The sequence below is a fragment of the Klebsiella sp. RCJ4 genome, assembly GCF_009025755.1.
Taxonomy (GTDB): domain Bacteria; phylum Pseudomonadota; class Gammaproteobacteria; order Enterobacterales; family Enterobacteriaceae; genus Klebsiella; species Klebsiella michiganensis.
In genome coordinates, this window is the sequence record NZ_WCIN01000048.1 from 23,471 (window position 1) to 36,119 (window position 12,649).

The window sequence follows — 12,649 nt, forward strand, 5'->3', positions numbered from 1 at the left end:
CTACGGGTTCACCGCCGTCTGCGGGCCGGTAGCCCGGACAGATGCGCAGCATCGCCTCCGGGAAATGATGCCGCTCTGCGCCCGGCACCGCCGTCTGCGGCCCGGATAACGCGCCGTCAGGCTGCCGAGACCACCGATTTTTGCAGCAGCCACTCGCGGAATACCTGTAAATGTCGGGATTCCGCTTTATCCTCCTGCCACGTCATAATGAAGCGGTTGCCGGTGCGAATCGGCACATCGCAGGGGATCACCATCTCACCGCTATCCAGGTCATGCTGAATGGCAAAACGCGGCAGCAGCGCCACCCCCAGGTTCGAACGCACCGCCGCAATCAGCATTGAGAGCAGGTCAAAACGCGGACCGATGTTGATCTGCGGGCTGGTGATATTCGACAGCGCAAACCACTCCTGCCAGCCGTGAATTCGCGTGCTTTGATGCAGCAGCGGAAACTCGCCCAGCAGCTCCTCGACCGCCAGCTTCTGCCCGGGTTCGGACAGCAGCCCGCAGCCGCACACCGGCAGAATTTCCTCTTCGAACAGATACTCAACCTCCGCCCACGGCGAGCAAAAATCCTCGCGCATAATGGCGGCATCGTACTCGCGGCTAAGAAAATCGCCAATATTAGCCAGCGAATGAATATTAACGATAATGCCCGGATGTAATTTATTAAACTCGCGCAGGTTGGGGATCAGCCAGTGGGTGCTAAAGGTAGGATTGACGGCCAGCTCAAGCACCTGCACCGTCGGTTGCCATGTCATAATGGAGTTGGTATCACGTTCCAGTTTGTTTAGCGTTTCCTTAACGATAGTCAAATAATGCTTGCCAGCCGCATTTAAAAAAATCCTTTTTTTAGCATGATTAAATAATGACGTATGGAGGAAATCCTCCAGCGCCGTGACCTGTCGGAACACGGCGCTTTGTGTTAAAGCCAACTCTTCCGCTGCTCGAGTATAACTTTCGTGGCGAGCCACAACCTCAAAGGTCACCAGTAATTCAGTTTTGGGGATTTTTCCTCTCATAACGTCTTCCATTTACGGCGTGCAAAAAATTGTTTAATAGATAAAAAAAGCGCGCAAGGACATCAGATTAGCCCCGGGTGTTATATTTTATTTTACCTTCAGATGTCATTGATCTATTCCATGATTAATGCACACTGTTATTGATCAAATAATAACCAATAATACCCAGGCACTACAATAAACACAATTTAAACAATGTGATTGCCATGCAAATAACAGCAATAAGTTGTCAATATTTTTTCACATTAACTTGTTTATTTGCGAAGTCAGTCGATGAGACGGTGAAATTTAATTGCCCGCTGGTGAGCATAAATGAAAATTTTTCCGCGATCGGCCACACATTATGAGCGCTCCAGGAAAAATCTGTATTAACGATAAAACGGCGGCTAATCGACTTACCGTGAAGCGGCTGCGAGATGCCGATCGCGGAACGACTGCGGGCTGGTGCGATGAGCGGCGCGAAACACCCGACAAAAGTAGCTGGTTTGCGCAAACTGAAGCTTACGCGCTACGCTGTCTACCGAATATGACGGATCGCCAAGCAGTTCTCCGGCACGCTGCATTTTGCGCTGATTAACCCAGACTTTAAAATTCACCCCCTGGCGTTTTTTAAAAAAACGACTAAAATAATTTGCGCTTAAACAAACGTGAGCGGCGACGGTCTCTAAAGACAGCTCACCATATAAATTTTCATCAATATAGCGTAATGCCGACAGCAGTTTTATTTCATGCGACGATTTTTGCGAATAATAAAACTCTCTCTTATGCCGCAACGGTTTCTCGTCCACTTGCCTGTTTTCTGCAATCGCAGACATATTATTAACGATAAAATGCAGTAATCTTATCGCCGCCGCCCGATGCTGGTTGTCGGTCGCGTTATGATGGTCGCAAATAATATAACCGGATAATGTATTGTCCTGAATCAGCGGTAAGGCAAAGAAATTTAACCCACCATAGCCAGCAGGTAGTCGATTGTCATTCGCCTCAATCACCGTGGTCTCCAGCCCGGTAGCCCGCGAAAAAAGCGCTGCCAGCGAGCTAAAGCCCTCCCATTGTTCATGCCTTTTCTTTCGCACCACATTATTCCCCACCGCCTTTTGCAAGCACTTAATATGCAAAATAGCGCGGATAAAAAGGATGATGCCGGACGCAAAAAATAATCTCATTTGCACAGATGAATATGATTAAACGGCATGAAATCGCGGGCGAAAACGGCGTAACGCCTGATGGCGCAGCGGCAGGCAAAAAAAAGGCCATCATCAGATGGCCAACCATGTCGAAATTGGACCAGCCCTTAACCATGCAGAACGTCAGGGCTGTTTTTTTACTTATTACTTAATTACGGTTTTCAGCGCTTCGCCGATATCGGCCAGGCTGCGAACGGTCTTCACGCCAGCGGCTTCCAGCGCGGCGAATTTCTCATCCGCCGTCCCTTTACCACCGGCAATGATGGCGCCCGCGTGACCCATACGTTTGCCTTTCGGCGCGGTCACGCCGGCGATGTAGCCGACAACCGGTTTGGTCACGTGATCTTTGATGTAAGCGGCCGCTTCTTCTTCCGCGCTACCGCCGATCTCACCGATCATGACGATCGCTTCGGTCTGCGGATCTTCCTGGAACAGCTTCAGGATATCGATGAAGTTAGAGCCCGGGATCGGGTCGCCGCCGATGCCCACGCAGGTAGACTGGCCGAAGCCGTAATCAGTGGTCTGCTTAACCGCTTCATAGGTCAGGGTACCGGAACGGGAAACGATGCCCACTTTACCCGGCTGGTGAATGTGGCCCGGCATGATGCCGATTTTGCATTCGCCTGGGGTGATCACGCCCGGGCAGTTCGGCCCGATCATGCGCACGCCCGCTTCATCCAGCTTCACCTTCACGGTCAGCATATCCAGCGTCGGGATGCCTTCGGTGATAGTGATAATCAGCTTAATGCCTGCATCGATAGCTTCCAGGATGGAGTCTTTGCAGAACGGCGCCGGAACGTAGATAACGGATGCGGTTGCGCCGGTCGCTTCTACCGCTTCGCGCACGGTGTTGAACACCGGCAGGCCCAGATGGGTGGTGCCGCCTTTGCCCGGCGTTACGCCGCCAACCATTTGCGTACCGTAAGCGATGGCTTGTTCAGAGTGGAATGTACCCTGGCTACCGGTGAAGCCCTGGCAGATAACCTTGGTATCTTTATTAATTAAAACGGACATTATTTCCCCTCCACTGCGGCAACAACCTGCTGAGCTGCATCCGTCAGACTTTTCGCTGCAATAATATTCAGGCCGCTGTCAGCCAGTTTCTTCGCGCCCAGTTCGGCGTTGTTACCTTCCAGACGAACCACTACCGGGACGTTAACGCCCACTTCGGCTACCGCGCCGATGATGCCGTCGGCAATCAGGTCGCAGCGTACGATACCGCCGAAGATGTTAACCAGAACCGCTTTTACGTTGTCGTCAGAGAGGATGATTTTAAACGCTTCGGTGACGCGCTCTTTGGTTGCGCCGCCGCCAACGTCGAGGAAGTTAGCCGGTTCGCCGCCGTGCAGCTTAACGATGTCCATGGTGCCCATGGCCAGGCCCGCGCCGTTCACCATGCAGCCGATGTTGCCGTCCAGCGCGACGTAGTTCAGCTCCCACTGCGCCGCCTGAGCCTCGCGCGGGTCTTCCTGCGACTGGTCGCGCATTTCGCGCAGGTCCGGCTGGCGGAACAGCGCGTTGCCGTCAGCGCCCAGTTTACCGTCGAGACAGATCAGGTCGCCCTGCTTAGTGATCACCAGCGGGTTGATTTCGATCAGCGCCAGATCGCGCTCAAGGAAAATGGTCGCCAGGCCCATAAAGATTTTGGTGAACTGCTGAACCTGTTTACCTTCCAGACCCAGTTTGAACGCCAGTTCGCGGCCCTGGTAAGGCATCGGACCCGCCAACGGATCGATGGCGATTTTGTGGATCAGGTGCGGGGTCTCTTCCGCCACTTTTTCGATTTCCACGCCGCCTTCGGTAGAGGCCATAAAGACCACGCGACGGGAGCTACGGTCAACAACCGCGCCCAGGTACAGCTCTTTATCAATATCGGTCGCCGCTTCAACCAGAATCTGGTTAACCGGCTGGCCGTTCGCATCTGTTTGATAGGTGACGAGGCGTTTGCCCAGCCAGTGTTCAGCAAATGCGCGAATGTCTTCTTTGCTCTTCACTACTTTCACACCGCCCGCTTTGCCGCGGCCACCAGCGTGAACCTGACATTTCACTACCCACGGACCCGCGCCGATTTTTGAAGCGGCTTCTTCTGCTTCACGCGGAGTAGTACAGGCATAACCCACCGGCGCCGGTAAGCCATAGCGGGCAAAGAGTTGTTTTGCCTGATATTCATGTAAGTTCATGTGTTCAGTCCATCCTTCAGGGAATAATTATAAACCTGTAGGCCTGATAACGGCGCTCGCGCGCTTTACCCGGCCTACGGTAGGTCATACTCTTGCTGACTACACGTCCAGCAGCAGACGAGTCGGGTCTTCCAGCAGCTCTTTAATCGCAACCAGGTAGCCAACCGACTCACGTCCGTCGATCAGACGATGGTCGTAGGAGAGCGCCAGGTACATCATCGGCAGAATTTCCACCTTACCATTCACCGCCATCGGACGATCTTTAATGGCATGCATACCCAGAATCGCGCTCTGCGGCGGGTTGATGATCGGCGTGGACATCAGAGAACCGAATACGCCGCCGTTGGTAATGGTGAAGTTACCGCCGGTCAGGTCGTCTACGGTCAGCTTGCCGTCGCGGCCTTTTACTGCCAGCTCTTTAATTTTCTTCTCGATATCCGCCATGCCCAGCAGATCGACGTCGCGCAGAACCGGGGTGACCAGGCCGCGAGGCGTGGAGACCGCCATGCTGACGTCGAAATAGTTGTGGTACACCACGTCGTCGCCATCGATAGAGGCGTTCACTTCCGGATAGCGTTTCAGCGCTTCCACGACCGCCTTCACGTAGAAGGACATGAAGCCCAGGCGGATACCGTGACGTTTTTCAAACGCGTCACCGTACTGCTTACGCAGATCCATAATCGGCTTCATGTTGACTTCGTTGAAGGTCGTCAGCATGGCGGTGGAGTTTTTCGCTTCCAGCAGACGCTCGGCAACGCGTTTGCGCAGACGGGTCATCGGCACGCGTTTTTCCGAGCGGTTGCCCAGTTGCGCCGCCGGAGCAGCAGCAGCGGGTGCAGCCGCCGGCGCTTCAGCTTTAGCCGGCGCGCTCGCCAGATGCTTCTCCACGTCTTCACGGGTCAGGCGGCCGCCAACGCCGGTGCCTTTAATGGCCGCCGCGTCGAGACTGTGTTCCGCCAGCAGACGGCGAATCGCCGGGCTCAGCGCATCGTTGTTTTGTTCTTCCAGAGAAGCCTGCTGGCGCTGGGCCGGCGTCGACTCTTTGGCATCGGCTTTCGCACCGGACTCTTTGCCCGCGCTGTTGCCTTCACGCAGGCGGCCGAGGATCTGACGAGAGAGCACGGTAGCGCCTTCGTCTTCAATCACCGCGTCCAGAATGCCATCCGCTGAAGCCGGTACTTCCAGTACCACTTTGTCAGTTTCGATTTCTACCAGCACTTCGTCACGAACAACCGCATCGCCCGGTTTTTTATGCCAGGTGGCAACCGTTGCGTCAGCTACGGACTCAGGCAGGTCGGGAACCAGAATATCTACGCTACTCATTATGTATCCTTTAATTAATCGACGTTCAGCGCGTCATTGACCAGATCTTGTTGCTGTTTCTGGTGAACGGACAGGTATCCTACCGCCGGAGAGGCGGAGGCCGGGCGGCCTGCATAACGCAGAGAGGCCCCAAACGGAATCACTTCACGGAAGTGATGCTGGCTGCAGTACCACGCGCCCTGGTTGAGCGGTTCTTCCTGACACCAGACAAAATCATGCACGTGCGCATACGGTTTCAGCGCTTCCTGTACCGCCTGGTGCGGGAACGGGTAGAGCTGCTCTATGCGAACGATAGCGACATCTTTTTGCTCTTTCTTGCGGCGCTGTTCCAGCAGGTCGTAATAAACCTTACCAGAGCACAGCACAACACGCTTCACGGCTTTCGGGTCGAGATCGTCGATTTCACCAATTGCCGGCTGGAAGGTGCCGTTAGCCAGTTCGTCCATGCTCGATACCGCCAGCGGGTGACGCAGCAGCGATTTCGGCGACATCACGATCAGCGGGCGACGCATACCGCGCAGCGCCTGACGACGCAGCATATGGTAAACCTGCGCCGGCGTGGACGGTACGCAAACCTGCATGTTCTGCTCGGCGCAGAGCTGCAGATAGCGTTCCAGACGCGCGGAGGAGTGCTCCGGCCCCTGGCCTTCGTAGCCGTGCGGCAGCAGCATCACCAGACCGCACATACGGCCCCACTTCTGCTCGCCGGAGCTGATGAACTGGTCGATAACCACCTGCGCGCCGTTGGCGAAGTCGCCGAACTGCGCTTCCCAGATGGTCAGAGTACGCGGCTCTGCGGTGGCATAGCCGTATTCAAATGCCAGGACCGCTTCTTCCGACAGCACGGAGTCCCAGACTTTAAAATGGCCCTGACCGTTGTGGACGTGCTGCAGCGGCGTATAGGTTGAACCATTTTTCTGGTTATGGATCACCGCGTGGCGGTGGAAGAAGGTCCCGCGCCCGGAGTCTTCGCCGGACAGACGCACCGAAATACCTTCATCGACCAGCGTGGCGTAGGCGAGGTTTTCCGCGCCGCCCCAGTCGAACAGCTTCTCGCCGGCGGCCATTGCCTGACGATCGCCATAGATTTTCGCGACGCGCGACTGCATCTCAACGGCTTCCGGCACCGTACTGATGCGTTTCGCCAGCTCCTGCAGACGCTTAGGTTCAACTTTGTCCGGATAGCTCTCATCCCACTCGTGGTTGAGGTACGGGGACCAGGTAAAGGAGTGCATGTTCATCGGACGCCACTCCTGCACCACGCATTCGCCAGCATCCAGCGCGTCGCGGTAGAGGTTAACCTGCTCGGTAGCGTCTTCCAGCGTCGCGACCTTATCGGCTTCCAGCTTGTCAGCGTAGATTTTGCGCGGGGTCGGGTGCTTTTTGATTTTCTGATACATCAGCGGCTGGGTTGCGCTCGGCTCGTCGGCTTCGTTGTGGCCGTGACGGCGGTAGCACACCAGGTCAATGAAGACATCGCGTTTGAAGGTATTACGGAAATCCAGCGCCAGGCGGGTCACGAAAGCGACCGCTTCCGGGTCATCGGCGTTGACGTGGAAAATCGGCGACTGCACCATCTTACCGATGTCGGTGCAGTACGGGGTAGAACGCGCATCCAGCGGGTTAGACGTGGTGAATCCCACCTGGTTGTTAATCACGATGCGTACGGTACCGCCCACTTCGTAACCGCGCGCTTTGGACATGTTCAGGGTTTCCTGAACCACGCCCTGGCCGGTGACCGCGGCGTCGCCGTGAATGGTGATCGGCAGAACTTTGTTGCTGCTCGGTTCGTCGAGACGATCGAGGCGAGCGCGTACGGAGCCGATAACCACCGGGCTGACGATTTCCAGGTGCGACGGGTTAAACGCCAGCGCCAGGTGCACCAGGCCGCCTTCGGTTTCCATGTCGGACGAGAAGCCCATGTGGTACTTCACGTCACCGGTACCGAGGTGTTCTTTATGTTTACCGGCAAATTCGTCGAACAGGTCCTGCGGTTTTTTACCCAGCACGTTGACCAGTACGTTCAGACGACCGCGGTGCGCCATGCCCAGCACCACTTCGCGGGTGCCGCTCTTACCCGCGTGGCGGATAATCTCTTTGAGCATCGGGATCAGCGCATCGCCGCCTTCCAGCGAGAAGCGTTTCGCGCCCGGGAATTTCGCCCCGAGGTAGCGTTCGAGGCCTTCCGCCGCGGTCAGCTCGCTCAGGAAGCGTTTTTTCTCTTCGGCGCTAAAGCTCGCTTTGCCTGCTACCGACTCGATACGCTGCTGGATCCAGCGTTTTTCTTCGGTAGAAGTAATGTGCATATATTCCGCGCCGATGGAGCCGCAATAGGTTTGCTTCAGGGCAGAGATCAGATCGCCCAGCTTCATCGTGTCTTTACCGATGGCAAAAGAACCTACGTTATAGATCTCCTGGAAATCGGCCTCGGTCAGATCGTGGTAAGCCGGATCGAGATCCGCCACTCTCTCTTGCTGCCACAGTCCCAGCGGATCGAGATTCGCATGCTGGTGACCACGGAAGCGGTATGCGTTGATGAGCTGCAGGACTTTAACCTGCTTCACATTGGTGTCAGGGTCGGAAATCGAAGAAGTGTAACGCGAGGCATCCTTCGCCAGGCGGCGGAAATAATCACGCGTTTTGGAATGAAATTGATCCGGTTTGACTCCGGTGCCAGGTAACTGCTGGAACATAGAACGCCAGTTGGCGTCAACAGAGTCAGGATCGGTTAAGAAGTCTTCATAGAGCTGTTCTATCCAGCTCTGGTTCGAACCAGAGAGGTAAGAAGAGTCCAGCCAGGCTTTCATTGCGCCGTTCTGCATCGTGATCCCTTAAGCATTTATATGCTTATTTCGCCGTAGAAACTACCACGCACAGAAGTTGTACGTGCCGGGGTTCACTTGTTGCGGATGAGTTGTGGTTTCGTCCGCTAAGGAACCTTTAAAAACTGCCATTAATCTTCGGCGTTCAGGCTGCGGTTGCGTTAGCTGCCTTCACTTACCCCGGTCACATAGTTCACTATGCTCCCGGGGATGCGTTCAGTTGCCGCCTTACCTCGCTCTGAACGCCTTGATTACTGGTACATATTTGGCGGTTTTTAAAGATTTCCTGCTATCCCCTTCATACTTCAAGTTACATGTGCGTTGGCTTTCCTCACTCACCCCAGTCACTTACTTGAGTAAGCTCCTGGGGATTCGCTGCGTCGCCGCGTGACTCGGCCTTCGGCCTCGCCCCTACGGGGCCAGCGCAAGCGCTGTTCAAAACGGCTAGCCGTTTTGTCCTGTAACTCGAATTATTTAGGGTATTCATTTCCCGGCGGCGCGAACGCTGCCGGGGCTACTGCTTTTGGTAGCCCGGATAAGCGCTAGCGCCATCCGGGGCAGACCGGGTTACTTACGCACTGCGCTGCAGCAGCATCGACTTAATATGGCCGATGGCGCGCGTCGGGTTCAGCCCCTTAGGACACACACTGACGCAGTTCATAATGCTGTGACAGCGGAATACGCTGAAAGCATCGCTCAGCCCTTCGAGGCGCTCGCTGGTTTCGGTATCGCGGCTGTCGATCAGGAAGCGATACGCGGCCAGCAGGCCGGCCGGGCCGATAAACTTGTCCGGGTTCCACCAGAACGACGGGCAAGACGTTGAACAACATGCGCAGAGAATACACTCGTACAAACCATCGAGTTTCTCACGCTGCTCTGGCGACTGCAGATGCTCGCGAGCCGGAGGATTTTGCCCATTATTCAACAAGTAAGGCTTAATCTTCTCATATTGTGCATAGAATTGCCCCATGTCTACCACCAAATCACGGATAACCGGTAATCCTGGCAGCGGACGGATAACAATTTTCTTACCCGGCTGATTCAGCGCGGAGATCGGCGTGATGCACGCCAGACCATTTTTCCCGTTCATGTTCAGACCATCGGAGCCACAAACCCCTTCACGGCAGGAGCGGCGGAACGACAGCGACGGGTCTTTCTCTTTCAGCTGGATTAACGCGTCCAGCAGCATCATGTCGCGACCCTCTTCCGCTTCCAGGGTGTAATCCTGCATGCGCGGAGCATCGTCTACGTCCGGGTTATAACGATAAACTGAAAACTCGAGTTTCATATTCCTGTCTCCGCATTAATAAGTACGAATCTTCGGCGGGAATGCCGGACGCAGCTTCGGTTCCATATTGACGCTACGACGCGTCATGGATTCCGACTCTGGCAGATACAGGGAATGGCACAGCCAGTTTTCATCATCACGATCCGGGAAGTCGAAGCGGCTATGCGCGCCGCGGCTTTCGGTACGGTAGTTCGCAGACATCGCGGTGGCGTAAGCGGTTTCCATCAGGTTATCCAGCTCCAGGCACTCAACGCGCTGGGTGTTGAACTCGCTGGAAGTATCATCCAGGCGGGCGTTTTTCAGACGCTCGCGGATGGCTTTCAGCTGCTCAAGGCCCTTCGCCATTGCATCCCCTTCGCGGAAGACCGAGAAGTTATGCTGCATACACTCTTGCAGCGCTTTGCGGATTTCGACCGGGTCTTCACCATTCCGGTTGCCGTTCCAGCGGTTCAAACGTTCCAGAGAAGCGTCGATCTCTTCATCCGTCGCGTCGCGCAGTACGCCCTGCTCGGCGATAGACTCTTGCAGGTGCAGACCCACCGCGCGGCCAAAGACCACCAGGTCAAGCAGCGAGTTGCCGCCCAGACGGTTCGCGCCGTGTACCGATACGCAGGCGATTTCGCCTACCGCGAACAGTCCCGGAATAACCACATCTTCGCCCTGCTCGTTGACGGTCAGCGCCTGTCCGCTCACTTTGGTCGGAATACCGCCCATCATATAGTGGCAGGTTGGGATAACCGGAATCGGCTCTTTTACCGGGTCGACGTGGGCAAAGGTGCGGGAGAGCTCCAGGATACCCGGCAGGCGGGATTCCAGCACTTCTTTACCGAGGTGATCGAGCTTCAGCTTGGCGTGCGGGCCCCACGGACCATCGCAGCCGCGACCTTCACGGATTTCGATCATGATGGAACGCGCCACCACGTCGCGACCCGCCAGGTCTTTCGCATTCGGGGCATAACGTTCCATGAAACGTTCGCCGTGTTTGTTCAGCAGGTAGCCGCCTTCACCGCGGCAGCCTTCTGTCACCAGAACGCCCGCCCCGGCGATACCGGTCGGGTGGAACTGCCACATTTCCATATCCTGCACCGGCACGCCGGCGCGGATCGCCATACCAACGCCGTCGCCGGTATTGATATGGGCATTGGTGGTGGACTGGTAGATACGACCGGCGCCGCCGGTAGCCAGCACGGTGGCGCGAGCCTTGAAGTAAACCACTTCACCGGTTTCGATACACAGGGCGGTACAACCGACCACCGCGCCATCGGCGTTTTTCACCAGATCCAGCGCGTACCACTCGGAGAAAATAGTGGTGTGATTCTTCAGGTTCTGCTGATAGAGGGTGTGCAGCAGGGCGTGACCGGTACGGTCAGCCGCCGCAGCGGTACGTGCCGCCTGCTCGCCGCCGAAGTTTTTCGACTGGCCGCCGAACGGACGCTGATAAATCGTGCCATTTTCGAGACGCGAGAACGGCAGACCCATATGATCCAGCTCCAGAATCGCTTCCGGGCCGGTTTTACACATGTATTCGATGGCGTCCTGATCGCCAATGTAGTCCGACCCCTTAACGGTGTCGTACATATGCCATTCCCAGTTATCTTCATGGGTATTACCGAGCGCGACGGTGATACCACCCTGCGCGGAAACGGTATGGGAACGGGTCGGAAAAACTTTAGAGAGCAGCGCACAGCTCTGGCCGCTCTGGGAAATCTGCAGCGCCGCGCGCATACCTGCGCCGCCGGCACCAATGACAACAGCATCAAATTCTCTGACAGGCAATTTCATTACACACCCCACACCACAACAAATCCATAAAGAACGTAAGCCACCAGCGCAACAACGATCAGCAGTTGCAGAATTAAGCGCACGGCCAGTGGTTTAACGTAGTCCGTTAATACCTGCCACATTCCGATCCAGGCGTGGATCAGAATGGAAACGAGAGCCAGCAGGGTGAAGACTTTAGTGAACGCGGAGGAGAAAAAGCCCGTCCAGACTTCCCATGAAATTTCACCGGTGGTGGCAAAGAAGCCAACCATATAGATGATGTAGAGGGTCAGAACGATAGCGGTAGCACGGACCAGAATAAAGTCATGTACGCCGTTGCGTCCTAGTGCTGAGGCGTTGCTTACCATACGAGGACTCCTGCGAGAAGTGAAAGCACGACAGTAATAACAAAAGAAATTTTGGCGGAGCGTGTCCCTACTTCGAGGGTTTCTTCAAGGTAGCCAAAATCCATCAGCAGGTGGCGAATACCGACCACCGCGTGATACGCCAGCGCGGTCAGGATGCCCCACATGATGAACTTCACAAAGAAGCTATCCATAATGGATGCCGCAGTGAGAAAACCTTCGGGAGAGGAAAGGCTGGTGCCCAGCAGCCAAAGCAGAATCCCGATCGCCACGAAGGTGATCACTCCGGATACGCGATGGAGAATGGACGCTATCGCCGTGATTGGGAACCGGATCGTTTGCAGATCCAGATTGACAGGTCTTTGTTTTTTCACATTTCTTACCATGAATAACGCCCACATGCTGTTCTTATTGTTTCCTTCCTCCGGTCTGCTTGCGGGTCAGACAGCGTCCTTATCTATAACTAAAAGTCATGTTAAAACGCCTTTCCAGGAGTTAAAGCGTGACAAAATAACGCTGGGTGGCTCGGGATTGCAGGGTGTTCCGGAGACCTGGCGGCAGTATAGGCCGTTCACAAAATCATTACAATTAACCTACATATAGTTTGTCGGGTTTTCTCCCGAACAGTGATCCATGTCACGATAACAACATATTTTTAATTTTTAATCATCTGATTTGACAAATATTAAACATTATTGTTACAA

Annotated in this window: 10 protein-coding genes; all 10 read right to left on the reverse strand. The window is 55.2% G+C overall.

The genetic code is table 11. From position 1 onward, the window contains the following. Positions 1-116 precede the first annotated feature (116 nt). Complete coding sequence (locus F8562_RS27730; RefSeq protein ID WP_004848928.1) at positions 117-1,019, reverse strand: LysR family transcriptional regulator; 903 nt, start codon at positions 1,017-1,019, stop codon at positions 117-119. 395 nt (positions 1,020-1,414) lie between these two features. Further along, entirely contained in the window at positions 1,415-2,185 is a 771-nt protein-coding gene (locus F8562_RS27735) for a helix-turn-helix transcriptional regulator (protein ID WP_014837842.1), read from the reverse strand. A 165-nt stretch (positions 2,186-2,350) separates the two neighbouring features. Further along, entirely contained in the window at positions 2,351-3,220 is an 870-nt protein-coding gene (gene sucD, locus F8562_RS27740) for a succinate--CoA ligase subunit alpha (RefSeq protein ID WP_004100288.1), read from the reverse strand. Continuing rightward, positions 3,220-4,386 (reverse strand): ADP-forming succinate--CoA ligase subunit beta, encoded by a 1,167-nt coding sequence (gene sucC, locus F8562_RS27745; RefSeq protein ID WP_004848923.1) that lies wholly within the window; start codon positions 4,384-4,386, stop codon positions 3,220-3,222. Before sucC ends, sucD begins: the two co-directional genes overlap by 1 nt. A 99-nt stretch (positions 4,387-4,485) precedes the next feature. Then, entirely contained in the window at positions 4,486-5,709 is a 1,224-nt protein-coding gene (gene odhB / locus F8562_RS27750; protein ID WP_004848921.1) for a 2-oxoglutarate dehydrogenase complex dihydrolipoyllysine-residue succinyltransferase, read from the reverse strand. Positions 5,710-5,723: 14 nt separating this feature from the next. After that, positions 5,724-8,531: a 2-oxoglutarate dehydrogenase E1 component gene (gene sucA / locus F8562_RS27755; RefSeq protein WP_004130528.1), complete on the reverse strand. Its 2,808-nt coding sequence runs from the start codon at positions 8,529-8,531 to the stop codon at positions 5,724-5,726. Between the two features lie 571 nt (positions 8,532-9,102). Then, positions 9,103-9,819 carry a succinate dehydrogenase iron-sulfur subunit SdhB gene (sdhB, locus tag F8562_RS27760; RefSeq protein WP_004130526.1) on the reverse strand — a complete coding sequence of 239 codons (717 nt, stop codon included), beginning with the start codon at positions 9,817-9,819 and terminating at the stop codon, positions 9,103-9,105. Positions 9,820-9,834: 15 nt separating this feature from the next. Next, entirely contained in the window at positions 9,835-11,601 is a 1,767-nt protein-coding gene (gene sdhA, locus F8562_RS27765; RefSeq protein ID WP_014228442.1) for a succinate dehydrogenase flavoprotein subunit, read from the reverse strand. Next, entirely contained in the window at positions 11,601-11,948 is a 348-nt protein-coding gene (gene sdhD, locus F8562_RS27770; RefSeq protein ID WP_004100278.1) for a succinate dehydrogenase membrane anchor subunit, read from the reverse strand. Before sdhD ends, sdhA begins: the two co-directional genes overlap by 1 nt. Next, positions 11,942-12,346 (reverse strand): succinate dehydrogenase cytochrome b556 subunit, encoded by a 405-nt coding sequence (gene sdhC, locus F8562_RS27775; RefSeq protein WP_014837839.1) that lies wholly within the window; start codon positions 12,344-12,346, stop codon positions 11,942-11,944. The genes sdhD and sdhC overlap by 7 nt, the downstream gene beginning before the upstream one ends. Positions 12,347-12,649: the final 303 nt, after the last annotated feature.